We start from the raw sequence: 25,954 nt of genomic DNA on the forward strand, positions 1-25,954 counted from the left end.
CGTGACCAGCGTCGAGGAGAGCCCCGGCCGACCGGCCGCTGAGCCGGCGGTCATCGACCTGCTGGGCGTGCTGGCCTACGCCGAGCTGACCGCGTTCGACCGGCTCGCCGAGGACGCCCGCTTGGCGCCGACGCTCGAAGGCCGCGCCGCCCTGGCCCGGATGGCGGCGGCCGAGATCGGGCACCACGACCGGCTGACCCAGCGACTGCGCGAGCTCGGCGTGGACGTGACCCGGGCGATGACCCCGTTCGTCGCTGCGCTGGACGCCTTCCACGACGGCACCCGGGCCAGCACCTGGTTGGAGGGGCTGGTCAAGGCCTATGTCGGTGACGGGCTGGCCACCGACTTCTACCGCGAGGTCGCGGCCTTCCTGCCGCAGCCGGACCGGGCGCTGGTCGAGGAGGTCCTCGCCGACACCGGGCACGCCGACTTCGCTCTCCGGGAGGTCCGGGCCGCCCTCGCCGCCGACCCCACCCTCACCGGCCGGCTGGCGCTGTGGGCGCGTCGGTTGGTCGGCGAGGCGCTGACCCAGTCCCAGGCGGTCATCGCCGAGCACGAGCAACTGGCCCACCTGCTCATCGCCGGCACCGGGGACCTGACCGGGGTGGGCCGGCTGCTCCAGCGCCTCACCACCGCTCATTCGGTCCGCATGCAGGCCCTCGGCCTGAACCCCTGAAGGACCCCGGCGCCCCCCACCCCTCGCAAGCTCGGCGCGGGACCCTGCGCCGGGGCCGGGACGCGCGACAGGGCGCCACCGTGGTGCGGTGGCGCCCTGTCGTCGTGGTGCGGTCGTTCAGCTGCTGATGAAGCCCACCCGGCGCTGGTCGGCCTCGGCGATCTCGACGTAGGCGATCCGGTCGGTCGGGACGACGATGCGCCGACCGCGCTCGTCCACCAGCGTGAGCAGGCCGTCCTTGGAGCCGGTCATGGCCTTGGACACCTCGGCCGCGATCTCGTCCGGGCTCTTGGGGCTGTCGATGACCAGCTCGCGGGGGGAGTGTTGGACACCGATCTTTACTTCCACGCGGGGATGCCTCCTCAGGTCCGGCTACTGACCACCCACGCTAGTCCAGCCCGGCGGGTGGCATCCGGTCCAACCGGTCAGCCGTCAGCGAACGTGGCCGGTCCGTCGGCGTCCTCACGCAGCGGGAAGCCCGACATGCCGCGCCAGCCCAGGGACGACGCGAGCGCCACGGCCTCGTCCCGGGACACGGTGCCCTTGCGGGCCAGCCACCACCGGGCGCTCGTCTCGGCCAGCCCGGTCAACCCCGCGGACAGCAGCAGCGCCCGTTCGGTGTCCGCACCGGTCTCCATCGCGATGACCTCGGCGATGGCCTCGATGCACTGCCGGGCGCCGCGGTCGGCGATCCGCCGGACGTCGGCGTCGTTGCGCAGGTCGGACTCGAACACCAGCCGGAACGCCTCGCCGTCGGCGTCCACGAAGTCGAAGTAGGCGCCGACCGCACCCTCGACCCGCTCGCGGTTGTCCTCGGTGCCGGCCATCGCCTCGCGCACCCGGTCGGTGAGCTCGTCGACCTGCTGTTCCAGCAGCGCCAGGTAGAGCTCTCGCTTGCCCGGGAAGTGCTGGTAGAGCACCGGCTTGCTGACCCCGGCCCGGTCGGCGATGTCGTCCATCGCCGCGGCGTGGTACCCCTGGGCGACGAAGACGTCCTGCGCGGCGCGCAGCAGCTGCAGGCGCCGGGCACCGCGCGGCAGGCGGGCGGTGCGGCGGGCGGCCGGCGGCACGGGTACGGGTCGGCTGGGTCGCATGGCCCGGCGATGTTACCGGCGCGGCGCGCGGACGGCGCCCGGCCCCGGCCCGTCCGCCGTGCAGCCACAGCGCGGTGTTCTACCGTCGGGTAGGTGACCGACGCCCGGCTGTCCTCGGTGCCGCTGCCGCGGCCCGGTGCCCTCCTCCCGCCCTGGCCCGGTGCGATGGTGCCGATCACCGGCGGTGAGGTCTTCGTCCGGCACACGCCCTGGTGCGGCCCGCTGCCGGGCGGCGACCCGGTCGAGGGGGAGGCGCCGCACGAGCGGGCGCTCTACGTCCACGGGCTGGGTGGCGCCTCGACCAACTGGACCGACCTGGCGGCGTTGCTCGCCGTCCGGTTCGACGGCTGGGCACTGGACCTGCCCGGGTTCGGCCAGTCGGCGCCGCCGCCCCGCTACTCCATCCACCGGCACGTCCAGGCGGTCGTCGACGTCCTGGAGTGGATCGTCGCCCGGCCCGGCCCCGGGCAGGGCCGCCCCGTGCACCTGGTGGGCAACTCGCTCGGCGGTCTGGTCAGCGTGTGGGTCGCCGCCCGCCGCCCGGACCTCGTCGCGACCCTCACCCTGATCTCCGCCGCCATGCCGGTCTACCGGGTCCCGGCGGCGTTCGACCGGGCGATCGCGCTGGTGCTGCTGCCCGGCGTGCCGGCGCTGGCCGAACGGCGGCTCGCCGGCGCCAGCCCCGAGCAGCGCGTCCGCGGGCTGCTGCAGATGTGCTTCGGCGACCCGAGCCGGGTGCCGCCGGAGCGGGTCGCCGAGGCGGTGGAGGAGACCCGGCGCCGGGACGAGCAGCCCTGGGCGGGTCAGGCGCTCACCCGCAGCCTGCGCGGCCTGATGAGCTCCTACCTGCGGGTGGGGCGGGCCAACGCCTGGCGGATGGCCCGGTCGGTGCGGGCACCGTCCCTGGTGGTCTGGGGCGACCGGGACAAGCTGGTCGACCCCCAGCTCGCGCCGCGACTGGCCGAGGTGCTCCCCGATGCCCGGTTGCAGGTGCAGGCGGGCATCGGGCACCTGGCGATGCTGGAGGCCCCGGAGCCCACCGCGCGGGCGGTGCTCGGCCTGGCCGAGGACGCCGCCCGGGAGGGCGAGCCGGACCGCACCGACGGTGCCGACCTCTCCACCGGACAGGTGTGACCGACCCACCCCGGACGACGGCGCACCGGGTCTGCGTCTCCCGGGGCGCCGTTGCGGCGTGAGATCCTGGCCGCCGTGACGAGCTCGGGACGCCGCCCGTCCGGACGACGGCGGGGAGCCGAGCCGCTGGTCGCCCGCCGCGACCCGGCCCGCTCCGTGCGCCCCGTCGTGCTGCCGCGCGGGCGGTTCCGCCGGTTCGTCCGCCGGTACGGCTGGCGGGCCTACGCCGTGCCGTTGCTGGCCATCGCCACCCTGGTCACCCTGGTCGACGTCGTCCGGCCGGGCGGCGGGGCGGGCCCCGCGCCGGCGTCGACGGCCGAGGCCGCGGCCGACGCGTCCGCGCCGATCGCCCCGCAGGTCACCGAGGCCGAGGGGGAGGGGATGCCGGCCGCGGCGTCCAGCACACCGACGTCGGCCCCGGAGGAGGCCGTCCCCGCCGCACCGACCTACGTCGAGCAGGGCGCCGGGAGCGTGAGCGTGGTCGACGGCACGTCGGCGGTGTACGGCACCGGGCCGCTGGAGCGCTTCGTCGTGGAGGTCGAGGACGGCATCGGCGTCGACGGCGCTGCCTTCGCGGCCGCCGTCGAGGCCACCCTCGGGGATCCCCGGGGGTGGGGGAACGGTGGCCGGCTGTCCTTCCAGCGGGTGGGCGCTGCCGAGGCCGCAGCCGGCGCCTACGAGTTCCGGGTCAGCCTGGTCAGCCCCGGCAGCATGGAGGTCTACTGCCCCGGGGTCGGCACCGGCGGGTACACGTCCTGCCGCTACGGCGAGCGGGCGGTCATCAACCTGGCCCGCTGGGAGACCGCCGTCCCCGACTACGGCGGGGACATCGCCACCTACCGGCAGTACGTGGTGAACCACGAGGTCGGGCACGCCCTCGGCCAGGGCCACGAGCCGTGCCCCGGCGCCGGGCAGCTGGCCCCGGTGATGCAGCAGCAGACCCTCGGCCTGCAGACCTGCGTGAAGAACGCCTGGCCGTTCCCGTCGTGACCCTCCGGACCACACGGCGGCCGGGTGCCGTTCCAGAAGGGCTCCCGACCGGCGCGCAGCGGGTCTAGGGTCCCCGGTGGTGCGCCGGGAAGCCTGGTCGGCAGTCGTGTTCCCGGCTGCGATCGGAGGGCCCCGGTGCCCGTCTCTGCCCCCGCCGTGCCCGCGCTGCGCGCGGAGCACCTGAGCAAGCGGTTCTCCCGGACGGTCGCCGTCGACGACCTCTCCCTGTCGGTCTCCCCGGGCGAGGTGTTCGGCTTCCTGGGCCCGAACGGAGCCGGCAAGTCCACGACGATCCGGATGGTCCTGGGGCTGCTGCGCCCCTCCGGCGGTCACGTCGAGGTGTTCGGCGTCCCCGCGCACGACGTCGGCCGGGCCCACCGCCACCTGGCGTACGTCCCCGCGGACGTCGCGCTCTGGCCGGCGCTGACCGGGCGGGAGTGTCTGGACCTGCTCGCCGGCGTCGGCCCGGGCACCGACCTGGACTACCGGGCCGAGCTCGTCGAGCGGTTCGCCCTGGACCCGGACCGGCGGTCGCGCACCTACTCGACCGGCAACCGGCAGAAGGTGGCGCTGGTCGCCGCGTTCGCCACCCGCGCGCCGCTGCTGGTCCTGGACGAGCCGACCAGTGGGCTGGACCCGTTGATGGAGCGGGAGTTCCGCCGCTGCGTGACCGAGGCCGCAGACCGGGGCCAGACGGTCTTCCTGAGCTCGCACCAGCTGGCCGAGGTCGAGGCGGTCTGCGCCCGCGTGGGCATCCTGCGGCAGGGCCGGCTGGTGGAGGTCGCCGGGCTGCGGGAGCTGCGGCGGCTGCGCCGGTCGGAGATCAGCGTCACCCTGGCCACCCCGGTCGCCGCGGGAGCCGGGCTGGCGGGGGTCGACGGCGTCGCCGACCTGCAGTGGCGTTCGCCGGTCGAGCTGACGATGACGCTGGCCGGGCCGCCCGCCCCGGTGCTGCGCGCGCTGGCCGGTCTGGACGTCGTCGCCCTCGACGTGCGCGAGCCCTCCCTGGAGGAGCTGTTCCTCGACTTCTACGGCGACGGCGACCACCGGACCACGCGCGGGGAGCTGCGGGCATGACCGCCGGCACCGCGCCCGCGCCCACGACGTCCGCTGCGGGGAGGGCGCCGGAGCCGGGCGCCGCCGGCCGGGTGGTGACCGCGCTGGCGGTGCGGTCGGTCCGTCGTGGCGCCGTCCTCGTCACCGTGGTCGCCGCCGGCATGCCGGCGCTGGTCGCCGTCCAGCACCGGCAGCTGGACCAGGAGCTGGCCGGGGCGTCGCTGGCGGCGCTGGCCGAGAACCCGGCCATCCGCACCCTGTTCGGCCCGCCGGTCGCCCTCGACGACCCGGGCGGTTTCACCGTGTGGCGCACCGGGACGGCGATCGCGGTGCTCGTCGGTGTCTGGGCGGCGCTCGCCGCGACCCGGGTCACCCGCGGTGAGGAGGAGGCCGGCCGCTGGGACCTCCTGCTGGCCGGCCGGCTGCGGTTTCCGGCCGTGCTGCTGCGGCACCTCGTCGTGCTCCTCGGTGCGGCCGCGCTCGTCGGCGTCGGCACGGCCGCCGGCCTGGTGCTGGCCGGCACCGCGGCGACCGGCGCCGTGCTGTTCGGTGCGCTCATCGGTGGCACCGGCATGGTGGGGGCGGCGCTGGGCGCGCTCGCCGCGCAGCTGCTGGCCGAGCGCCGGGCCGCCGCCGGTCTGGCGGTGGGGGTGCTGCTGGCCGGTCTGCTGACCCGGATGGTCGCCGACGGGGTACCGGCGCTCGGGTGGCTGCACTGGCTGAGCCCGTTCGGCCTGCTGGGCCGGAGCGCCCCGTTCGCCGCCGACCGGGTGCTGCCGCTGGTCGTGCTGGCCGGCACCGTCGCCGTGCTGGTCGCGGTGGCGGCGACGGTCGCCGCCCGCCGGGACGTAGGCAGCGGGCCGTGGCGCCGCCCCGGCGCCGTCCGGCCCGGCACCCGGGAGCTGCGGTCGCTGCCCGCGCTGGCGGCCCGGCACACCGGCCGGCCGGTGGTGGGCTGGGGGGCGGCCGTGTTCGCCTACTTCCTGCTCATCGGGCTGTTGGCCACGACGATGACCGACTTCCTGACCGAGAACCCGCGCTTCGCCGAGCTGGCCGCCCAGGCCGGCTTCGCCGAGCTGGGGACCGTGCGCGGCTACGTCGCGTCGCTGTTCACCGTGCTGGCCGTGCCCGTCGGCGGGTTCGTCGCCAGCCGGGTCGCGGCCACGGCGGCCGACGAGGTCGCCGGCCGCCTCACGCTGCTCTACTCGCTGCCGGTGCGCCGGGTCCGCTGGCTGGCCACCGAGCTGACCGGCGTGGCCGCCGGCGCCGTCCTGCTCGCCGGTGCGGCCGGGCTGGCGACCTGGCTGGGTGCCACCTGGGTGGGCGCGGACCTGTCCGCCGGTGCGGCGCTGGCGGGGGTGCTGAACGTGCTGCCGATCGTGGCGGTGTGCCTGGGCGCGGCGGTCGCGGCACTGGCGTGGGCACCGGCCGCCGTCCTGCCGCTGGGGGTGCTGCCGGCCGCCGGCGGCTACCTGCTGCTGGTGCTCGCCGACACCCTGGCCTGGCCGGGCTGGGTCCGCGGGCTGTCGCCCTTCGCCCACGTGGGGGCGGTGCCGGCCGAACAGGTGGACGTGCCCGGCCTGGTCGGACTGCTGGTGGTCGCCGCGGCGCTGACCGCCGCGGGCCTCGCGGGGTACCGGCGGCGGGACCTGCGCGGTTGACCCCGGGCGGCGCCCGGGAAGAGGACCGCGTGCCACGCTGTTGTCCGCACGAACACGCCGGTTGCCGCCTCGAAGGCGGCGCCGCGGTGCCGATGATGCAGAGGAGCAACAGTGTCCTTGCCACCCCTGGTGGAGCCCGCCACCGACCTGTCGATCGACGAGGTCCGCCGCTACAGCCGCCACCTGATCATCCCTGACGTCGGGATGGACGGGCAGAAGCGGCTCAAGAACGCCAAGGTGCTGGCCGTCGGTGCCGGTGGCCTCGGCTCGCCGGTCCTCATGTACCTGGCCGCCGCCGGTGTCGGCACGCTCGGCATCGTCGAGTTCGACACCGTCGACGAGTCGAACCTGCAGCGCCAGATCATCCACGGGCAGTCCGACGTCGGCCGCTCCAAGGCCGAGAGCGCCCGTGACTCGATCAAGGAGATCAACCCCTTGATCGACGTGCGGCTGCACGAGACCCGGCTGGACTCCGAGAACGTCGAGGAGATCTTCAGCCAGTACGACCTGATCGTCGACGGCACCGACAACTTCGCCACCCGCTACCTGGTGAACGACGCCTGCGTGCTGCTCGGCAAGCCCTACGTCTGGGGGTCGATCTACCGGTTCGACGGCCAGGTGTCGGTCTTCTGGAACGAGCACGGGCCGAACTACCGCGACCTCTACCCGGTGCCGCCGCCGCCCGGGATGGTCCCCTCCTGCGCCGAGGGCGGTGTCCTCGGCGTGCTCTGCGCGACCGTCGGCGCCATCCAGGCCACCGAGGCGGTCAAGCTCATCACCGGCATCGGCGAGACGCTGCTGGGCCGGCTGATGGTCTACGACGCCCTGGAGATGACCTTCCGCGAGATCAAGGTCCGCAAGGACCCGGAGGGCGAGCCGATCACCGGCCTCATCGACTACGAGGCGTTCTGCGGCGTCGTGTCCGAGGAGGCCCAGGAGGCCGCCGCGGGTTCGACGATCACCGTCGACGAGCTCAAGGACATGATGGACGCCGGCAAGGACTTCGCGCTGATCGACGTCCGGGAGCCCAACGAGTACGAGATCGTCTCCATCCCGGGCGCCACGCTGATCCCGAAGGACGAGATCCTCTCCGGCCGGGCGCTGGCGCAGTTGCCGAACGACAAGCCGATCGTGCTGCACTGCAAGACCGGTGTCCGCTCGGCCGAGGCGCTCGCCGCGGTCAAGAACGCCGGGTTCAAGGACGCCGTGCACGTCCAGGGCGGCGTGACGGCGTGGGCCACGCGCATCGACAAGGCGCTCCCCACCTACTGACGGAGGCCCCCGGGAGGGGCCGTTCCACCGGGTTGCTGGCGGGGCCCGGGACGCCGATCGGCGTCCCGGGCCCCGCCTGCGTTCTACTGGGGGCATGCCCGATCCCCGTCGTGCCGACCTGCTGATGCGGTTCCAGCGTGCTCAGGCGCAGTTCACCGATCGGGTGGACGCAGTGGAGCCCGGCGAGTGGGATGCTCCGGCGCTGCCGGAGTGGAGCGTCGCGGACCTGGTGGCCCACCTGACGGGCGAGCAGCTGTGGGTCCCGCTGCTGCTCGCCGGGGAGTCCCCGGGCGCCATCGGCCCGCAGGTCCCGACCGACCCGGCCGAGCTGCTGGGCGGGGACCCGCTGTCGGCGTGGGAGGCCGCGGCCGACGCCGCACTGACGGCCTGGGCCGCCGACGACGCGCTGTCCCGGACCGTGCGGCTGCCCGCCGGACCGGCACCGGCCAGTGACCACCTGACCGAGATGACCGTCGACCTGACCGTGCACGCCTGGGACCTCGCCCGGGCGGTCGGCGGGGACACCGCCCTGGACCCCGAGCTCGTGGCCGAGGCGTTCCGCCACGCCGAGGAGCACCTGGGCGAGGACGGCGTGGCCGGCGTGTTCGACGCCCCGGTCGAGGTGCCGCCGGGTGCGGACCTGCAGACCCGGATGCTGGCCCGGTTCGGCCGCCGGGTCTGACCGGCTCCCGGGCCATCGGCAACGCGCCGTCGACACCCGGACCCGGCGGGACCTGCGCGGCCTAGGCTGCCGTCCCGACACAGCCGACGGCCGGAGGTCGCACGATGAGCCAGCCACCCCAGGGTCCGCCCCCGCCCGGCCCGGACGGGCCGTCGCCGTCGGGTGGACAGCCGCCGCAGGGCGGTGGCTGGGGTCAGCCGCCGGGCCAGCCCGGTGGCTGGGGTCAGCCGGCACCGGGGCAGTCCGGGGGCGGCTGGGGTCAGCCGCCCGGTCAGCCCGCGCCCTGGGGGCAGCCCGGTCCCGGTCAGCCCGCCCCCTGGGGGCCGCCCGGTCCCGGTCAGCCGCCGGGCGGGTACGGCGTCCCCGGCCAGCCGCCGTACCCGGGTGGGCCCGACCAGGGCGGGGCGAGCGCCTCCGGTGACGGTGACGACGAGCGCACGAAGCGGGTGACGGTCCTCGCCATCATCGCCGCGATCGTGCTGCTCGTCATCGTCGCGGTGGTGCTGACCCTGACCCTGACCGGGGACGACGAGGACGACCCCGTACCGACGGCCGGTGCCGGCAGCTCGTCGTCTGCGCCGTCGTCTGCGCCGTCGTCCTCGTCGTCCGCCCCGTCGTCGCCCGCGCCGCCCCCCGCCCCGGCGGACCTGCTGGCGCGGCTGCCCAGCGACTTCACCGACTGTCAGGAGGGGCAGCTCGAGGGCGACGGGGACCTCGCGGCCGCCGCCTGCGGGCCCGCGGTCACCCAGCCCGGCCCGGCCGGTGCCGTGTACTACGCGTACCCGGACGTGGCCACCCTGAGCTCGGTGTTCGCCGACGACGCCGCGGAACTGCGGCTCGACGAGCTGCCCGAGGGCGACGACTGCTCGACCACCACCGGCTACGGCGAGTGGACGTATCCCAGTGGCGTCACCGGTGGTCTGGTGGCCTGCGCCCTGCTGCCCGACGGCGACGTGGTGATCGTGTGGACCGACGACGAGCACTTGATCGAGGGCGCCGTCCACGCACCGGGCACGACGCAGGACGACGTCGCCGCGCTGTACGAGTGGTGGACGGTCAACAGCTACTTCACCGGCTGAGGTCGGCACCGTGCGAGGCACCGGGTCGCGCTCGGCGGAGGACGTCGACGAGGCCGTCTACGACGTCGTCGAGTCGATCCCGCCGGGGCGGGTGAGCACCTACGGCGCGATCGGGCGGCTGGTCGGGGTCGGGCCGCGCCGGGTCGCCCGGGCGCTGTCCGCCGGTGGGGCGGCGGTGCCCTGGCACCGGGTCGTGCGCGCGGACGGGACGGCGGCCGAACCGGTCCGGGTGCGGCAGCTGGAGCTGCTGGCCGGCGAGGGCGTGCCGCTGCGCGGTGCCCGGGTCGACCTCGCCGCCGTGGGCTGGCCGGACGACGCCTGAGCCGGACTGTCGTACCCCCGTGGTCTCATCGGGACGTGCGGGGGGAGACGGGGAGTGCAGCGGTGGTCACGGCGGAGTCGTCGGTCGGGCCGTCGTCGGTCGGGTCTTCGTCGGCTGGGTCTTCGTCGGCTGGGTCTTCGTCGGCTGGGCCGGTGTACCGGCTGGTGCAGCCGGAGCCGGAGCCGGTGGTCCGCCCGCAGCTCGACCCGACGCAGCAGGCGGTGGTCGACCACCGGGGTGGGCCGCTGCTGGTCCTGGCCGGCCCCGGCACCGGGAAGACCACCACGATCGTCGAGGCGGTCGCCGCGCGGATCGACGCCGGCGCCGACCCCGAGCGGCTGCTGGTGCTCACCTTCAGCCGCAAGGCCGCCGCCGAGCTGCGCACCCGGATCACCGCCCGGGTCGGGCGCACCATCCGGGAGCCGGTGGCCCGCACGTTCCACTCCTACGCCTTCGGGGTGCTGCGCCGGGCCGCGGTGCTCCGCGGTGAGCCCGCGCCGCGGTTGCTGACCTCCGCCGAGCAGGACGCCGTGCTGGCCGAGCTGCTGCGCGGGGACGCCGACGAGGAGGGCGCCGTCCGCTGGCCCGCCGAGCTCGCCGCCGCGCTGGGCACCGACGGCTTCCGGGACGAGCTGCGCGAGCTGCTGCTGCGGGCCACCGAGCGCGGCATCGACAGCCGCCGGCTGTCCGCCTGGGGCCGTGAGCGCGGGCTGCCGCACTGGGAGGCGGCCGCGGACTTCCTCCGCCAGTACCAGGACGTCTCCTGGTTCGCCACGGTCGCCCGCGGCGGGGCCTCCGGGTACGACCCGGCCGAGCTGGTCCGCACCGCCATCGACGAGCTCCACGGCGACCCGGAGCTGCTGCGCACCGAGCGCGAGCGGGCGGGCTGGCTGTTCGTCGACGAGTACCAGGACACCGACCCGGCGCAGGTCGAGCTGGTCGAGCTGCTCGCCGGGGGCGGCGGCGACCTGGTCGTCGTCGGCGACCCCGACCAGGCGATCTACGCGTTCCGCGGGGCCGAGCCGCGCGGGATCATCGACTTCCCGAGCCGCTTCCGGCACCGCGACGGCCGGCCGGCCGACCGGCTGTCCCTGGGCGTCTGCCGCCGCTCGGGCACCGAGCTGCTCACCGTCAGCCGGCGGGTCGCCGAGGGGCTGCCCGGGCCGTGGGAGCACCGCCGGCTGGAGGCCGGCGAGCACACCGACCCCGGCGCCGCGGAGGTGCACGTCTTCGACTCCCCGTCCATGGAGGCCGCCTTCCTCGCCGACACCATGCGCCGCGCGCACCTCCTGGACGGCGTGCCGTGGTCGCAGATGGCGGTGGTGGTCCGGTCGGCCACCGCCGGCCTCGGCCCGGTCCGCCGGGCGCTGAGCCAGGCCGGGGTGCCGGTGGCCGTCTCCGCGGACGACGTCGCGCTCGCCGGGCAGCCCGCCGTCCAGCCGTTCCTGGCCGCGCTGACCGCGCTGCTGCCGGCCACCGGTGCACCGGCTGCCGAGGGCGAGCCGCCGCCGGAGACGGGGCTGGACGAGCCCGGCGCCGAGGCGCTGCTCGCCTCCCCGCTGGGTGGGGCGACGGTGCTGGACCTGCGGCGGCTGCGCCGCGCCGTCCGCCGGGAGACGGCCATCCGGGGCGAGGACCCGGCGGTCCGTGGGGCGCCGCTGGCGGCGGTGCTGGCCGACGCCACCCTGCTCGACGCGCTGCCCGAGCACCTGGCCCGACCGGCCCTGCGGGTGGCCCGGGTGCTGTCGGCCGGCCGGCTCGCGCTGGCGGCCGACGGCAGCGCCGAGGACGTCCTGTGGGCGATGTGGCAGGCCAGCGGGCTGGCCACCCGCTGGGCACGGGCGAGCGCAGCCGGGGGGCCACCGGGTGCGGTGGCCGACCGTGACCTGGACGCCGTCGTCTCGCTGTTCGACGCCGCCGCCGGCTTCGTCGACCGGCTCCCGCACGCCACCGTGGCCGCGTTCGTCCAGCACCTGGGCGCCCAGCAGCTGCCCGGTGACAGCGGCGCCGCGCGGGCACCGATGGGGGAGACGGTGCGGCTGCTCACCGCCCATGCCGCCAAGGGCCTGGAGTGGGACCTGGTCTGCGTCGCCGGGGTCCAGGAGGGGGTCTGGCCCGACCTGCGCAGCCGCGTCAGCCTGCTCGGCGCCGAGGACCTGGTCGACGCCGCCGGCGGCACCGACCCGGCCACGCTGGACCGGCGCACCCAGGCGATGGCCGAGGAGCGGCGGCTGTTCTACGTGGCCTGCACGCGGGCCCGTCGCCGCCTGCTGGTCACCGCCGTCGACGGCGCGCTGGACGGCGGCGACGCCGGGGCGACCGCCTCGCGCTTCCTGGACCTCGTGGTGCCGCCCCCCGCCGAGGGGGACGGCGCCCGGCCGCACACCCCGTTGCCCCGGCAGCTGACCCTCCCCGCGCTCGTCGCCGAACTGCGCCGGCACCTCACCGACCCGCACACGCCACCGGCCCGCCGGGCCAGCGCCGCAGCGGTGCTGCGCCGGCTGGCCGAGGAGCGGGTGCCCGGGGCCGACCCGTCGGTCTGGTGGGGGCTGGCCCCGCTGTCCGACGACGCGCCGCTGGTCGACCCGGCCGAGGTGGTGCCCGTCCGGCCCTCGGCGATCGACACCTTCCAGCGGTGCCCGCTGCGCTGGGTGCTCGGCGCGGTCGGCGCCGAGGCGGCCCCCGAGGCGACCCGCACCGTGGGTTCCGCGGTGCACGACGTCGCCCAGCAGGTGGCCGAGGGGCTGCCGCCCGCAGACGCCCCCGCCGCGCTGGACACCGAGCTGGACGGCCTGGACCTGGGGCCGGGCTGGTTCGACCAGCGTCAGCGGGACCGGGCCCAGGAGATGCTGACCAAGTTCCTGGCCTGGCACGCCCGCGCCGACCGGGAACTGGTCGCGGCGGAGGAGGACTTCGACGTCACCGTCGGCCGGGCGCGGCTGCGCGGGCAGGTCGACCGCCTCGAGCGGGACGCCGAGGGGCGGCTGGTCGTCGTGGACCTGAAGACCGGCAAGACCGCCCCGCGGGCGGTGGAGGAGCACGGGCAGCTGGCGGCCTACCAGCTCGCCGTCACCGAGGGCGCCTTCGCCGAGCACGGCACCGCCACCGGCGGTGCGGCGCTGCTGCAGGTCGGCGGCGCGCAGAAGGCGGCCAAGGAGCACGTGCAGTCGCCGCTGCCCGCCGACGTCGACCCGCGGGAGAGCTGGGCGGGCGAGCTGATCGCCGAGGTCGGCGAGGGGATGGGGGCGGGGGAGTTCGTGGCACGCACCGACACCGACTGCGAGCGGTGCGCCTTCCGCCGCAGCTGCCCGATGCAGGAGTCCGGCCGGCAGGTGACCCGATGACGCCTTCTGCCGGTTCGTCCCGGCCCCGTCCCGGGTTCCCTCGCGAGCTCGCGAGCGGAGGGGAGGACGGGGTCCTTCAACAGCTGAGCTTCGACCTGCCGGGGATGGTGCCGGTGGTCGCCCCGGAGCCGCCGCGCCTGCTCACCCCGGCCGAGACCGCGGTCCGCAGCGGCGTCGGCCACTCGCCGTCGCCGGAGCAGGCGGGCGTGGTCGCGGCTCCGGTCGACCGGCCGCTGGTCGTGGTCGCCGGCGCCGGGTCGGGCAAGACCGAGACGATGGCCGCCCGGGTCGCCTGGCTGGTCGCCAACCAGCTCGTCGCCCCCGAGGCGGTGCTCGGCCTGACGTTCACCCGCAAGGCGGCCAGCGAGCTCAACGCCCGGGTGCGCAAGCGGCTCGGCGCCCTGGCCGAGCACCCGGACACCGATCCGGGGCTGCGGGAACGGCTCGCCGTGGCGGCGCCGACGGTCGCGACCTACCACGGCTACGCGGCCAGCATCGTGGCCGAGCACGGGCTGCGGATCGGGGTGGAGCCCGGCTCGGGCGTGCTCGGACCGGCCATGTGCTGGGGCCAGGCGGCCACCGCCGTCGCCGCGCACACCGGCGACATGAGCGACGTCGCCCTGGGCCTGGTCACCACCACCGAGGACGTGCTGCAGCTCGCCGGCGAGCTGGGGGAGCACGACATCACCCCGGAGGCGCTGCGGGCCTGGACGGCGCGCCTGGAGTCCCAGCTGCACGGCTACCCCGACGCCGGCCGGAAGAAGGGCCCGTACGCCGAGGTGCTCAAGCTGCTGGCCCGGCAGCGGGCCCGGGTCGCCCTGCTGCCCATGGTCGAGGCGTTCCAGGCGCGCAAGCGGGCGGCCGGGGCGATCGACTACGCCGACCAGGTCTCGCTGGCCGCCCGGGTCGCGGTCAGCTCCGCCGAGGTGGGCCGGCGGGAGCGCGCCCGCTGGCGGGTCGTCCTGCTCGACGAGTACCAGGACACCAGCGTCGGCCAGCTGCGGATGCTGGAGGCGCTCTTCGGCGGACCGGGCGGGCACCCGGTGCTGGCGGTCGGTGACCCCCGGCAGTCCATCTACGGCTGGCGGGGCGCCTCCGCCGGGACGATCGAGCGCTTCGCCCGCACCTTCCCCGGCACCCCGGAGCGCCCGGCCGAGCGGCTCACCCTGTCCACCAGCTGGCGCAACGACCGGGCGGTGCTGGCGGTGGCCAACACGGTGGCCGCCGCGCTGCCCGAGCCCGAGCAGCCGCTGCCGGACCTGCAGTCCTCGCCGGTCGCCGGCGCCGGGGCGGTGCACTGCGGGCTGTACGAGACGGTCGCCGAGGAGACCGAGGCGCTGGCCGACCGGCTCGAGCAGTGCTGGAAGGGGACACCCCCGGCGACCGGTCCGGACGGCGGGGACACCGTCGGCGGCAGCGTGCCCCGGCCGACCATCGCGGTGCTCGCCCGGCGCCGGGCCCAGCTGCCCGGCATCGCCGCCGCGCTGCGCGCCCGCGGCCTGCCGGTGGAGGTCGTCGGACTGGGCGGGCTGCTGGACGTCCCCGAGGTCTCCGACGTCGTCGCCACCCTGCGGGTGCTGGTCGACCCGAGCGCCGGGGACGCGCTGGGCCGGCTGCTCACCGGCGCCCGCTGGCGGATCGGGCCGCGCGACCTGGCCGCGCTGGAGGCGCGGTCGCGGGCGCTGGTCCGGGAGCGCAGCACGCCGTCGCCGGAACCGGTCGAGGACGGCACCCCGCCGCAGGCCGGTGCCCCGGCGAGCCCCGTCCTGCCGCGGGAGCGCGGCAGCATCGTGGAGGCGCTGGACGACCTCGGCCGCCCCGACGCGTACTCGGCGGAGGGGCACCGGCGGCTCCGGCGGCTGGCGAACGAGCTGTCCGGGCTGCGGTCCCGGCTGGGTGAGTCGCTGCCCGACCTGGTCGACGAGGTGGTCCGCAGTCTCGGCCTGGAGACCGAGCTGGCCAGCCACCCGGACGTCACCCCCGGCGGCGCCCGCACCCACCTGGACGCGCTGCACGAGGTCGCCGCCGAGTTCTCCGAGCTCGCCGAGCTGCCCTCGCTGCCGGCGTTCCTCGGCTACCTGGCCGACGCCGAGGTGCGCGAGCGGGGCCTGGAGCCCGGCGAGGTGGCGGTCAACCCGGAGGCGGTCCAGCTGCTCACCGGGCACTCGGCCAAGGGGCTGGAGTGGGACGTCGTCGCGGTGCCGGGGATGACCGTGGGCCAGTTCCCGGCCAAGGGCGACGCCTCGGACTCCTGGATCCGTGACCCGGGCGCCGTCCCGGTCGACCTGCGGGTCACCGACCGCGCCGAGCTGCCGCGGCTGCACCTGCCGGTCCCCGGCTCCGGTGACCAGGCCGCGGTCCGCGACGCCCTGGAGGACTACGTCGAGGAGTGGAAGGACTTCGGCCTGGCCGAGGAGATCCGGCTCGGCTACGTCGCGGTGACCCGGGCCAAGCACCTGCTGCTGTGCTCGGGCAGCTGGTGGCGCGACGGGAAGACCGTCTGCGGCCCGTCGTCCCTGCTGCTGGCGGTCAAGGGCGCCTGCGAGGACGGCGCCGGCGTCGTCGACTCGTGGGCGGAGCCCCCGGCGGACGACGCCGAGAACCCGGCCCTGGCCGAGTGGCCGGTGGGCGTCTGGCCGGCCGACCCGCTGTCGGCCGGCCGCCGCCGCTCGCTGACCGCTGCCGCCGACCTGGTCGCCGCGACCCGGCCGCACCCGCTGACCACCGAGGCCCTGGGCGCGACCGACGACCCGCTGGTCGCCGACTGGCTCCGCGACGCCGACCTGCTGCTGCGCGAGCGGGCCGAGCACTCCCGCGGCACCGTCGACGTCCCGCTGCCCACCCACCTGTCGGTCTCCGCGCTGGTCGCGCTGCGCCGTGACCCCGGTGAGCTGGCCCGTCGGCTGCGCCGGCCGATGCCGGCTGCACCGGCGCCGCTGGCCCGGCGGGGCACCGCCTTTCACGCGTGGCTGGAGGAGCGGTTCGGTGCCGCCCGGCTGATCGACCTCGACGAGCTGCCCGGCAGCGGTGACGCCGGCGCGGCCCCCGACGCCGCGCTCACCGCGCTGCAGCAGGCCTTCCTCGCCGGGGAGTGGGCCGACCGGCAGCCCGTGGACGTCGAGGCGCCGTTCGAGACACCGTTGGGTCCGCTGACCCTGCGCGGCCGGATCGACGCCGTCTACGCCACCCCGGACGGTGGCTACGAGGTCATCGACTGGAAGACCGGTCCGGTGCCCGGGGCCGCCGAGCTCACGGCTGCCGCCGTCCAGCTGGCCGCCTACCGGCTGGGCTGGTCCCGGCTGACCGGCGTGCCGGTGGAGCGGGTCAGCGCCGGCTTCCACCACGTCGCCGCCGGGGTCACCCTGCGGCCGGCCGACCTGCTCGACGAGGCCGGCCTGCTCGCCCTGGTCACCGGAGGTCCGGCCGACTGAGGTGCGTGTCGTCCGCCGTGGCCGGGGTGCCTCACGTGCGGCCGGTCTCGTCCTCCGGGCCGGGGACGTCCCGCTCGTCGCGGACGGTCGCCGGGGCCAGCGGTGCGCCGGACCGGTGCGCCGCCTCGGCGATCTTGTAGCCCGCGATGGGCACGGTGAACAGCTGCAGCACGATGGCCACCAGCAGGGTCACCACCGCCGAGACCCCGGGTGCGAGCACGACGACGCCGAGCAGGACGCAGACCAGGCCCAGGCTCGCCGCCTTGGTGGCTGCGTTGGCGCGGTTGTAGACGTCGGGCAGGCGGACCAGGCCGACCCCCGCGGCGCCGATCAGCAGGACGCCGAGGAGCGCCAGGCCCTGGCCCAGCACGCTCTGCAGGGTCATCGGGACCGCTCCGCGACCAGCCGGGCGAACGCCACCGTGGCGAGGAAGCCGACCAGCGTGGCGACGAGGACGAGGTCGAGCAGTGCCGGGGTTCGCAGGCGCACGGCCAGCAGGGCGATGCCGGCGACGACGACCACGAAGCCGTAGTCGACGGCCAGTGCCCGGTCGGCGTCGGTGGGACCGGTCACCAGCCGCCAGGCGGAGACCAGGAGGGACAGGGCCAGGACGGCGAGCGCCACGTCCAGCACGACCACCGCTCAGCTCCGGCGGTCGTCGTCAGGGACCCGGTCGTCGGGCCGTGGGGTCACCGGCCGCAGGGCAGTGAGCATCTGGTCCTCCAGTTCGTGCAGTTCGGCACGGAACGCGTCCGGGTCGCCGGCGTGCATCCCGTGCACGGTCAGCAGCCGACGGTCCCGGTCCAGCTCGATCGGCAGCGTGCCGGGGGTCAGGGCGATCAGGCTCATGAACGTCGCCACCTCGAACGGTGTCCGGCTGTGCACCGCGACGACGACCACGGCCGGCGCCACCTGCAGCCCGGGGGTCAGGACCTCGCGGGCGACCGCGACGTTCGCGCGCAGGAACCGGACGAGGAAGCGTGCGGCGAAGGCCGTGACCCGCCATGCGCGGCGGGCGCTGCGCTGCGGCAGCGAGGCCGGACCGGCCCCGGGGTCGGTGGTCATCGCCCGGTCACCGCCGCCACCCAGGCGGAGGGGTCGGCCAGTCCGGCGCCGGCCGCGGTGCTGATCGAGAGCAGCGGCTCGGCCCAGAGCCCGAGGACGACGGCGGCCGCAGCGAGGAACACCGGCGGGGCGAGGACCAGCGGCCGCACCCGGCTCCCGAGGACGCTGGTCACGGCGGCCGGCGCACCGCCGTCCACGCCCTGCTCCACGGCGCCCTGCTCCTCGGCGGGCGGCTCCCAGAAGACGCCGTTCCACAGCTTCACCATCGACAGCAGGGTCAGCAGGCTCACCCCGACGACGAGGGCCACCGCCAGGTGCTGCCCCGCCGAGGCCGCCGCCGAGGCCAGCCCCAGCTTGGCGACGAAGCCCGACAGCGGCGGGATGCCCGCCAGCGTGAGCGCGGCGACGGCGAACGTGCCGGCCAGCAGGGGTTCCCGCCGGGCCAGGCCGCCGAGCCGGTCGAGGTCCCCGGTCCCGTAGTGGTGCTCCACCACCCCCGCGCACATCAGCAGTGCCGTCTTGACCAGCACGTACTGGACCAGGAAGAAGACCGTGGCGCTCAGCCCGGCAGCGGTGGAGAGGGCCAGCCCCACGAAGACGTAGCCGATCTGGCTCACCATGTGGAAGGTGAGGACCGGCCGCATCGCGTGCTCCCCGACCGCACCGAGCACCCCGATCACCATGGTCAGCAGGGCCGCGGCCATGACCACCCAGAGGTAGCGCGGTGCGCCCTCGTAGACGACGGAGTACAGCCGGATCACCGCGTAGACGCCGACCTTCGTGAGCAGCCCGGAGAAGAGCGCGGCGACCGCCGGGCCGGTGCGTGAGTAGGTCTGGGGCAGCCATCCGTGCAGCGGCACGACCGCCGACTTCACGCACAGCGCGAGCAGCACGACCGCCGCGGCCAGCCCGACGGCCGGCGACTGCGCACCGGCGCCGGCCAGCTCCCCCAGGTTCACCGTGCCCGCGGCGCCGTAGACGAGACCGACCCCGGCGAGCAGGATGGTCGAGGCCATCAGGCTGATGCTCACGTACAGCCGGGCGGAGGCCAGGCGCTCGGCCCCGCCGCCCGCGGCGAACAGCAGGTAGCTCGGCACGAGCATGACCTCGATGAAGACGAACAGGTTGAACAGGTCGGCGGTGAGCACGGCGCCGGAGACCCCGGCCATCAGGACCAGCACGAGGGGGACGAAGGCCGGGTCCTCGTCCTCGCCGAGGGCTGCGGCGAACGGCAGGCTGACCAGGACCAGCAACGAGGTGACCGCCAACATCACCGCACTGAAGGTGTCGGCGGCGAAGACGATCGCGATGCCCGGCTGCCAGCCGCCCAGCTGGAGCACGGGCACCGACCCGTCCGACGTCGCGGCCAGCAGGAAGCCGGCGAAGACGAGCACCCCGCCGGCGGCGGCCGGCCCGACCACCCGGTCGAGGCGGGTGGTGTGCGGTCGCAGGTGGTGCACGAGCGCCAGCAGCCCGGACAGCAGCAGCGGCCCGGCCACCGGCAGGACGAGGAGGCCGCCGGTCACGACGTCCCGCCCTCGGGTGCGTCGGTGCGCCGGCCGCGGTCGGCGGTCGCGTCGTCCCGATCCGCGTCGTCCCGATCCGGGTCGTCCCGGTCTGAGCCGTCCGCTGGGGACGACGCGTCGGCGCGGGCGGGCGGATGGCCGGTCGTCGCACCCGGGTCGCCCGCCCGGGCCAGGGCGAGCATGTACACGGTGATCCCGAAGGTGATCACCACGGCGGTCAGCACGAAGGCCTGGGGGAGCGGGTCGGCGGCCACGTCCGCCTCGGTCTCCCCGAGCAGCGGGGCGCCGCGTCGCTGCATGCCGCCGGCGGAGACCAGCAGGACGTTCACCGCGTGTCCGAGCAGGACGAAGCCCAGGACGATGCGCAGGAGCCCCCGCCGCAGCAGCAGGAACACCCCACCGGCCACCAGGAGCCCCACCACGAGCGCGGCGGTCACGGCGCCCGCTCCGGGACCCCGCTGGTGACCAGCGGCCCGGTGACCGGGGAGCCGGGCGGCTCGTCCCCAGCCGTGCGGTCCGGCTGCTCGAGTCGCGTGACGGCGGCCGCGAGGAGGCCGAGCACCAACAGGTAGACCCCCAGGTCGAACAGGAACGTGGAGCCGATCCCGAGGGCGTGCAGCCACGGGAGCTCGACCGGGGTCAGGAACGCCTGGCCCTGCACGGTGGGCAGCGCCCCGACGGCCACGACGAGCACCAGGCCGGCGCCGGCGAGCCGGTCGGGCCGGGTCAGCCGGCTGAGCCGGGTGCCGGGCCCGTGGGTCAGCCGGCTGAGCGCGATCGCGGCCCCGGCGACCAGGGCGGCGATGAAACCGCCGCCCGGTTCGTCGTGTCCCCGCCAGAGCAGGTAGGCCGAGAGCAGGAACATGCCGGGCACGAGCACCCGGCTGCTGACCTCGAGCACGGCGTCACCCCGCCGGTCGGCCGGCGTCCCCGCAGCGGCCCCCCGCCACTCGGAGCGACCGAGGACCAGGGCCGTGCCCAGCGCGGTCGTGCCCAGCACGACGGCCTCACCGAGGGTGTCCAGCCCCCGGTAGTCGACCAGGATCGTGTTGACGACGTTCGTCCCGCCGGTCTGCTCCTCCGTCGAGGTGAGGAAGTGCTCCCCGACGGCCGAGAGCTCCCGGCGGCCGGTGAACGCGAGCGTGGCCAGCGTCGCGGCCACGCCGGCCCCCAGCGCCAGCGCCGCGGCCGGCACGGCCTCACGCCGCGGGCTGCGCACGAGCCGGCCCGGGACGCCACGCAGCACCAGGACCGCCACCACCGCCGTCATCACCTCCACGAGCATCAGGGTGAGCGCGACGTCGGGGGCCCCGGCGAGGAGGAACCACGTCGCCACGAGCAGGCCGGTGATGCCGACCAGCCCCACCGCCGCCAGGGTCGAGCCGGTCAGCACCGCGGCCGGCACCACCACCGCCAGCAGCCCGGCGACCACCCAGTCGAGGGGGCGGTCGGTGTCCGCGCGCGCGGGCAGACCACCGACGACCAGGGTCCCGACCGCACCCAGCGCGACCACCGCCACCAGCGGGCGGCTCAGGTGCGCGGCGGGGGAGCCGGTGCGCTCGGGGCGGCCCACCGCGTGTCCGAGCGCGATCACCCCGTCGTGCACCCGGTCGAACAGCCGACCTGCATCGGGGAGGCGGAGGCGCTGCAGGGCCCGGTCGACGGGGGCGCGGAACCCGAACAGGACCAGCCCGAGCACGATCGTCAGCGCGGACATGGCCAGCTCAGGGCTCAGCCCGTGCCAGAAGTACACGTCCGGGGGCTCCCCGGTCGGGGCGACGTCGCTGGCGGCCGCGTCGATCATCGGGCTCAGCACGCTGACCGCGGGGCCGAGCACCAGGCCGAGCCCCGCGGCGACGGCTCCGGGGAGCAGGAAGGCGGCCGGGGGCTCGGAGACGTCGGGGTGCAGGTCGTCGCCGCCGAACCCGCCGTACACGATCCGGGCGGCGTACCCGAACGTCAGCACCGAGGCGGTCACGCCCAGCGCCAGCGCCACCGGCCCGGCCCACGGAGGCCCCTCCGCCTCGAGCAGCCCCTGGAACAGGTACTCCTTGCTGACGAAGCCGAGCATCGGGATGACCCCGGCCAGCGAGAGGGCAGCCAGCACCGTCGTCGCCGCGGTGACCGGCATGGCCCGCCACATGCCGGAGAGCTCGCGGATGTCGCGGGTCCCGGTCTCCTCGTCGACGATCCCGGCGAGCATGAACAGCGTCGCCTTGAACAGCGCGTGGGCAAAGGTGTGCAGGACGGCGGCCGCCAGTGCCTCCGGCGTCCCCACCCCGATGACCGCGACCAGCAGGCCGAGCTGGCTCACCGTCGAGTAGGCGAGGATCCCCTTCAGGTCGTTCTCGCGCAGGGCCAGGAACGCGCCGGTCACCGCCGTCAGCAGACCGATGCAGATCAGGGCTGTCGACCAGGCGGACTCCTCGGCGAACAGCGGCGAGAAGCGGAGCAGCAGGTAGATGCCGGCCTTGACCATCGTCGCCGAGTGCAGGTAGGCGCTCACCGGCGTCATGGCCACCATCGCGCCGGGGAGCCAGAAGTGGAAGGGCAGCTGCGCGGACTTGGTGCACGCCGCCAGGACGAGCAGCCCACCGATCGGCCAGGCGAGCCCGGAGCCCAGCACCCGCTCGGGGTCGGCGAGGATCGTCGCCAGGTCCGTCGTCCCCGCGGCGACGGTGAGGAGCACCACGGCGGCGAGCAACGCCAGCCCGCCGGCCGCGGTGACCAGCAGGGCCTGCCGTGCCGGGCGGGCCGCGGCGGCCCCGGCGGTGGAGATCAGGAAGAAGGAGCAGACCGTGGTCAGCTCCCAGAAGACGTACAGCAGCACCACGTCGGCGGCCAGGACGAGGCCGAGCATGCTGGTCGCGAAGAGGGACAGCAGCAGGTAGACGGTCCCGTGCGGCTCCTCGTCGCCCAGGTAGCCGGGGCAGTACGCCATGACCAGGGCACCGACGCCCAGCACGATGAGGCAGAAGACCCCGGCGACCCCGTCCAGCCGCAGCGAGAGCGAGACGCCCAGCGACGGCAGCCACTCCCACGACGCGGTCTCGGTCTCACCGGCCCACACCCGCGGGGCGGCCGAGGCGAGCAGCGCCGCGACCGCCAGGTAGCCGGCCGCCAGCGGGTACCCGGTCTTCCGGCCGAGGCGCCGGGCGAGCAGCGGCGCGGCCACCGCGAGCGCGAGCATGCCCAGCAGGGCGAGGGCGAGGAGCACCGGTCAGTCGTCACCGGGGCAGCGGGTCGCCGCGGCAGGAGCGCAGCGCGGCGGCACGGTCACGGGGTCGCGACTACCCCTGCCCGCTCCGTGCCAACCCGGTGTCTGCCGCCCGGCCGGCCGCTGCGCCCCGGGCGATCCGGTCCAGCACCGCGCGGGCGAGGTCCTCGGGCGCCTGCTCGGGGACCCAGTGGGTGACCCCGGGGAGCTCGACGAACCGGTAGTCCCCGGTCACCTGGTCCGCGCACGCCTCGGCCGCGATCCGGCCCACCGCGACGTCGCCGTCGCTCCACACGTACGTCGTCGGCACCCCCACCGGGTCGACCCGGGTGGCCGAGCTCATCGCCCGGTACCAGTTCAGCGCCGCGGTCAGCGCGCCCGGCGCCGACAGCTGCTCGACGTAGACGTCGACCGCCTCGGCGGGCACACCGGGCGCCTCCAGCATCCGCCGCAGCCGCCGGGCGCCGTCGGCCAGCAGCACCTCCTCGGCCTTGCCGGCCTGCCAGAAGAGCTTGATGTAGGCCGAGCGCTCCTTCTGCTCCGGGTCGGCGCGGAAGGCCAGCGTGTAGGCCGTCGGGTGCGGCACCGACACCGCGGTCAGGGTGCGGACCCGGTCGGGGTGCCAGCCGGCCAGACCCCAGGCCACGTTGGCGCCCCAGTCGTGCCCGACGACGTCGGCGACCGGCACGTCCAGCGCGGTCATCAGGTCCGCGGTCACCTGCACCAGGTTGGTCAGCGCGTAGGCATCGACCTCGCCGGGCCGGGCGCCGGGGGAGTAGCCCAGCTGGTCGGGGGCGTAGGTGCGCAACCCGGCCTCGGCCAGGAGCGGGGTGACCGCCGACCAGCTCAGCGACGTCTCCGGGAAGCCGTGCAGCAGCAGCACCGGCGGGCCGTCCTCCGGCCCGTCCGTCCGCACGTCGAAGGTCAGGTCGCCCACGTCCACCTGCAACATCCCCACGGCCATGCAGGCAACCTAGCCCGGCGCCCGGCCGGTCGCGTCGGTGCGGCGGGATACGGTCCACGGCGTGAGCAGCTCCGCCGAACGCGACTTCGTCACCGCCCACCTCGACGACCTGCACGCCGACCTCGACGCGTGGTTGCGCATCCCGTCGATCTCGGCCGATCCGGCGCACGCCGGCGACGTCGCGGCCAGCGCCGAGTGGCTGGCCGAGGCGCTGCGCCGCACCGGCTTCCCGACCGTGGAGATCTGGCCGACCGCCGGGGCGCCGGCCGTCTTCGCCGAGTGGCCCTCCGCCGATGCCGGGGCACCGGTCGCCCTGGTCTACGGGCACCACGACGTCCAGCCGGTCGACCCGCTGGAGCTGTGGGAGCACCCGCCGTTCGAGCCGACCCGGGTGGAGGGCCCGGACGGGCCGGAGCTGCATGCCCGCGGCGCCATCGACGACAAGGGCAACGTCGCCTTCCACCTGCTCGGCATGCGCGCCCACCTGGCCGCCACCGGCCGGGACACCCCCGCCGTGACGGTGAAGCTGGTCATCGAGGGCGAGGAGGAGTCGGGCTCGCCGTACTTCGCCGACCTGCTGCGTGCCCACGCCGACCGGCTGGCCTGCGACGTCATCGTGGTCAGCGACACCGGCATGGCCGCCCCCGACGTCCCCAGCGCCGTCACCGCGATGCGCGGGCTCGCCGACGCCGAGATCACCCTCCGCGGCCCCGCCGTCGACCTGCACTCGGGCTCCTTCGGTGGTGCGGTGCCGAACCCGCTGCACGCCATGGCCGAGCTGCTGGCCGCGCTGCACGACGAGTCCGGGCGGGTCACCCTGCCCGGCTTCTACGACAAGGTGCGGCCGCTCACCGAGCGCGAGCGTGAGCTGATGGGCCGCGTGCCGTTCGACGAGCAGGCGTGGCTGGCCGGCCCGGCCGCCTCCCGCGTGGCCACCGGCGAGGCGGGCTTCAGCACCCTGGAGCGGATCGGCGCCCGCCCGACTGCGGAGGTCAACGGCATGTGGGGTGGCTACACCGGCCCCGGCCACAAGACGATCGTCCCCGCCGAGGCGCACGCCAAGGTGACCTTCCGGCTCGTCGCCGACCAGGTGCCCGCCGACCTGGGCGAGCAGGTGCGTGCCTGGGTGCAGGCGAACACCCCGGCGGGCATCGAGGCCGACGTGCACGTCCCGCCCGGCGGCGTCGCCCCGTGCCGCAGCGACATCGACCACCCGGCGATGGACGCCCTGCTGCGGTCCATCGGGCAGGCCTTCGACACCGGTGCCGACCAGGTGCTGTTCACCCGCGAGGGCGGCAGCGGCCCGGAGGCCGACCTGGCCGGCATCCTCGGCGCCCCGCTGCTGTTCCTCGGCGCCGGGCTGCCCACCGACCGGATCCACTCGCCGAACGAGCGGGTGCTGCTGCCGATGCTCTACCGCGGTGCGGAGGCCGCTGCCCACCTGTGGCGCGAGCTGGCCACCGTTCCGTTCCCGGCGCGCTGAGCAGGGACGGGGAGCGCCGAGGATGAGCGGGCCCGGCCCCGGGGTCACGGGACAGCCGACCGGTCAGGGCAGCGCGCCCGTGCCCGGCTGGTACCCCGACCCGGACGGCGCCCCCGGGCTGGTCCGCTGGTGGAACGGCCTCACCTGGTCCGACGTGACCACCCCGGCCGGCCCGGGGGTCTCCGTCGGCCGGGGGTTCGAGAGCCCGCCGGCCCAGCTCCCGGCGACCCAGGCGTCGTCCTGGGACTCCTGGGGCGGCCCCGAGTCGTCCCCGCCGCGTCGCAGCCCGCGGCTGATCGGCCTCGGCGGGTTCCTGCTCGTGCTCGTGCTGGTGCTGGCCGGGCTGCTGGTCAACGCCGCCGGGGGCACCGACCCCGAGCCGGACGACGAGTCGCCCGTGGCCGCGGCCGCCCCTGCGCCCGGCCAGGAGTTCCCGCCGGGCACGGTGCGGATCATCGACGAGGCCGCCGGCATCTCCTACCCCTTCCTCGGCGACGGCTGGTTCGAGTGGGACCGCGGGGTGCAGCTGGAGACCACCGAGGTCGCCGGGCAGTACTTCGTCACCCAGGAGGAGCTGCCCGGGGAGAACGGCGTCTTCATCGCCCAGTGCACCTCCGGGCCGCTGGTCCCCGCCTACGGCTGGGCCGGCCCCGAGACCCTGCAGTCGACCGCGACCGCGCTGGCCGACTCGGTGCGGACCCGGTACTACCCGGAGCCCAACGAGCGGACGGTCCGCCGGGACGAGGCGGTGACCGTCGACGGGGCGGCGGCCTGGGTCGTGGAGTTCGACCTCACCTGGGACGTGCCGGGCTACGACTCCAGCGGCGAACGGGCCGCGCTGCTGCTCATCGACGTCGGCCGGCCCGCGCCCGCACTGCTCTACCTCTCCATCCCCAACACCCATGCCGAGCTGTACGGCGCCATCGACCGCGTCCTCGCCGACGTCGAGGTGTTGTGA

Annotated in this window: 22 protein-coding genes; 13 read left to right on the top strand and 9 right to left on the bottom strand. The window is 76.0% G+C overall.

What is annotated here, in order from left to right; all coding sequences use genetic code 11:
- The first annotated feature begins 1 nt into the window (after nt 1).
- Complete coding sequence (locus O2W16_RS10105) at nt 2-676, top strand: ferritin-like fold-containing protein (protein WP_269158699.1); 675 nt, start codon at nt 2-4, stop codon at nt 674-676.
- 117 nt (nt 677-793) lie between these two features.
- Here O2W16_RS10105 and O2W16_RS10110 read toward each other — a convergent pair whose 3' ends face one another.
- On the bottom strand, nt 794-1,024 hold the full coding sequence (locus tag O2W16_RS10110) for a DUF3107 domain-containing protein (protein WP_036340369.1): 231 nt from the start codon (nt 1,022-1,024) through the stop codon (nt 794-796).
- A gap of 77 nt (nt 1,025-1,101) precedes the next feature.
- Nucleotides 1,102-1,770 carry a TetR/AcrR family transcriptional regulator gene (locus O2W16_RS10115; RefSeq protein WP_269158700.1) on the bottom strand — a complete coding sequence of 223 codons (669 nt, stop codon included), beginning with the start codon at nt 1,768-1,770 and terminating at the stop codon, nt 1,102-1,104.
- A gap of 93 nt (nt 1,771-1,863) precedes the next feature.
- Between O2W16_RS10115 and O2W16_RS10120 the strand changes: the two genes are divergently transcribed.
- The 10 genes from O2W16_RS10120 (at nt 1,864) to O2W16_RS10165 (ending at nt 16,741) form a co-directional block, all read left to right on the top strand.
- Nucleotides 1,864-2,904 (top strand): alpha/beta fold hydrolase, encoded by a 1,041-nt coding sequence (locus O2W16_RS10120; protein ID WP_269158701.1) that lies wholly within the window; start codon nt 1,864-1,866, stop codon nt 2,902-2,904.
- 75 nt (nt 2,905-2,979) lie between these two features.
- Complete coding sequence (locus O2W16_RS10125) at nt 2,980-3,894, top strand: DUF3152 domain-containing protein (protein ID WP_269158702.1); 915 nt, start codon at nt 2,980-2,982, stop codon at nt 3,892-3,894.
- Between the two features lie 135 nt (nt 3,895-4,029).
- On the top strand, nt 4,030-4,971 hold the full coding sequence (locus O2W16_RS10130; RefSeq protein WP_269158703.1) for an ABC transporter ATP-binding protein: 942 nt from the start codon (nt 4,030-4,032) through the stop codon (nt 4,969-4,971).
- On the top strand, nt 4,968-6,611 hold the full coding sequence (locus O2W16_RS10135; protein WP_269158704.1) for a hypothetical protein: 1,644 nt from the start codon (nt 4,968-4,970) through the stop codon (nt 6,609-6,611). Before O2W16_RS10130 ends, O2W16_RS10135 begins: the two co-directional genes overlap by 4 nt.
- Nucleotides 6,612-6,722: 111 nt before the next feature.
- Entirely contained in the window at nt 6,723-7,883 is a 1,161-nt protein-coding gene (moeZ, locus tag O2W16_RS10140) for an adenylyltransferase/sulfurtransferase MoeZ (RefSeq protein WP_269158705.1), read from the top strand.
- A 94-nt stretch (nt 7,884-7,977) separates the two neighbouring features.
- Nucleotides 7,978-8,565, top strand: a complete 588-nt coding sequence (locus O2W16_RS10145) for a TIGR03086 family metal-binding protein (RefSeq protein WP_269158706.1) — start codon at nt 7,978-7,980, stop codon at nt 8,563-8,565.
- Between the two features lie 446 nt (nt 8,566-9,011).
- Nucleotides 9,012-9,644 carry a hypothetical protein gene (locus O2W16_RS10150; protein WP_269158707.1) on the top strand — a complete coding sequence of 211 codons (633 nt, stop codon included), beginning with the start codon at nt 9,012-9,014 and terminating at the stop codon, nt 9,642-9,644.
- Nucleotides 9,645-9,654: 10 nt separating this feature from the next.
- The gene (locus tag O2W16_RS10155; protein WP_269158708.1) at nt 9,655-9,966 is read left to right on the top strand and encodes an MGMT family protein; all 312 of its coding nucleotides are present in this window, start codon (nt 9,655-9,657) and stop codon (nt 9,964-9,966) included.
- Between the two features lie 152 nt (nt 9,967-10,118).
- On the top strand, nt 10,119-13,310 hold the full coding sequence (locus O2W16_RS10160) for an ATP-dependent helicase (protein WP_269158709.1): 3,192 nt from the start codon (nt 10,119-10,121) through the stop codon (nt 13,308-13,310).
- The gene (locus O2W16_RS10165; RefSeq protein WP_269158710.1) at nt 13,307-16,741 is read left to right on the top strand and encodes an ATP-dependent helicase; all 3,435 of its coding nucleotides are present in this window, start codon (nt 13,307-13,309) and stop codon (nt 16,739-16,741) included. The genes O2W16_RS10160 and O2W16_RS10165 overlap by 4 nt, the downstream gene beginning before the upstream one ends.
- A 31-nt stretch (nt 16,742-16,772) precedes the next feature.
- On the opposite strand, the gene mnhG is transcribed toward O2W16_RS10165, so the two are convergent.
- From mnhG to O2W16_RS10200, 7 genes are all read right to left on the bottom strand, one after another.
- The gene (mnhG, locus tag O2W16_RS10170) at nt 16,773-17,126 is read right to left on the bottom strand and encodes a monovalent cation/H(+) antiporter subunit G (protein ID WP_269158711.1); all 354 of its coding nucleotides are present in this window, start codon (nt 17,124-17,126) and stop codon (nt 16,773-16,775) included.
- On the bottom strand, nt 17,123-17,380 hold the full coding sequence (locus O2W16_RS10175; protein WP_269158712.1) for a monovalent cation/H+ antiporter complex subunit F: 258 nt from the start codon (nt 17,378-17,380) through the stop codon (nt 17,123-17,125). Before O2W16_RS10175 ends, mnhG begins: the two co-directional genes overlap by 4 nt.
- A 3-nt stretch (nt 17,381-17,383) precedes the next feature.
- Nucleotides 17,384-17,806: a Na+/H+ antiporter subunit E gene (locus tag O2W16_RS10180; protein WP_269158713.1), complete on the bottom strand. Its 423-nt coding sequence runs from the start codon at nt 17,804-17,806 to the stop codon at nt 17,384-17,386.
- Nucleotides 17,803-19,332 carry a monovalent cation/H+ antiporter subunit D family protein gene (locus tag O2W16_RS10185; RefSeq protein WP_269158714.1) on the bottom strand — a complete coding sequence of 510 codons (1,530 nt, stop codon included), beginning with the start codon at nt 19,330-19,332 and terminating at the stop codon, nt 17,803-17,805. The genes O2W16_RS10180 and O2W16_RS10185 overlap by 4 nt, the downstream gene beginning before the upstream one ends.
- Nucleotides 19,329-19,769 (bottom strand): sodium:proton antiporter, encoded by a 441-nt coding sequence (locus tag O2W16_RS10190; RefSeq protein WP_269158715.1) that lies wholly within the window; start codon nt 19,767-19,769, stop codon nt 19,329-19,331. The genes O2W16_RS10185 and O2W16_RS10190 overlap by 4 nt, the downstream gene beginning before the upstream one ends.
- The gene (gene mbhE, locus O2W16_RS10195; protein ID WP_269158716.1) at nt 19,766-22,549 is read right to left on the bottom strand and encodes a hydrogen gas-evolving membrane-bound hydrogenase subunit E; all 2,784 of its coding nucleotides are present in this window, start codon (nt 22,547-22,549) and stop codon (nt 19,766-19,768) included. The genes O2W16_RS10190 and mbhE overlap by 4 nt, the downstream gene beginning before the upstream one ends.
- A gap of 73 nt (nt 22,550-22,622) precedes the next feature.
- A complete protein-coding gene (locus O2W16_RS10200) occupies nt 22,623-23,513 on the bottom strand; it encodes an alpha/beta fold hydrolase (RefSeq protein WP_269158717.1) in 891 nt (296 codons plus the stop codon).
- Between the two features lie 61 nt (nt 23,514-23,574).
- On the opposite strand from O2W16_RS10200, the gene O2W16_RS10205 reads away from it, so the two are divergent.
- Nucleotides 23,575-24,996, top strand: coding sequence for a M20/M25/M40 family metallo-hydrolase (locus O2W16_RS10205; RefSeq protein WP_269158718.1), 1,422 nt, complete (start codon nt 23,575-23,577; stop codon nt 24,994-24,996).
- Between the two features lie 22 nt (nt 24,997-25,018).
- On the top strand, nt 25,019-25,954 hold the full coding sequence (locus O2W16_RS10210) for a DUF2510 domain-containing protein (protein WP_269158719.1): 936 nt from the start codon (nt 25,019-25,021) through the stop codon (nt 25,952-25,954).

Source organism: Modestobacter sp. VKM Ac-2984 (assembly GCF_026967985.1).
Taxonomy (GTDB): domain Bacteria; phylum Actinomycetota; class Actinomycetes; order Mycobacteriales; family Geodermatophilaceae; genus Modestobacter.

Bases quoted from the DNA above. Each gene is read 5' to 3' on its own strand.
- mnhG (WP_269158711.1), bottom strand. From the start codon at position 17,126: ATGACCCTGCAGAGCGTGCTGGGCCAGGGCCTGGCGCTCCTCGGCGTC.
- O2W16_RS10165 (WP_269158710.1), top strand. From the start codon at position 13,307: ATGACGCCTTCTGCCGGTTCGTCCCGGCCCCGTCCCGGGTTCCCTCGC.
- O2W16_RS10145 (WP_269158706.1), top strand. From the start codon at position 7,978: ATGCCCGATCCCCGTCGTGCCGACCTGCTGATGCGGTTCCAGCGTGCT.
- O2W16_RS10135 (WP_269158704.1), top strand. From the start codon at position 4,968: ATGACCGCCGGCACCGCGCCCGCGCCCACGACGTCCGCTGCGGGGAGG.
- O2W16_RS10200 (WP_269158717.1), bottom strand. From the start codon at position 23,513: ATGGCCGTGGGGATGTTGCAGGTGGACGTGGGCGACCTGACCTTCGAC.
- O2W16_RS10115 (WP_269158700.1), bottom strand. From the start codon at position 1,770: ATGCGACCCAGCCGACCCGTACCCGTGCCGCCGGCCGCCCGCCGCACC.
- O2W16_RS10210 (WP_269158719.1), top strand. From the start codon at position 25,019: ATGAGCGGGCCCGGCCCCGGGGTCACGGGACAGCCGACCGGTCAGGGC.
- O2W16_RS10180 (WP_269158713.1), bottom strand. From the start codon at position 17,806: ATGACCACCGACCCCGGGGCCGGTCCGGCCTCGCTGCCGCAGCGCAGC.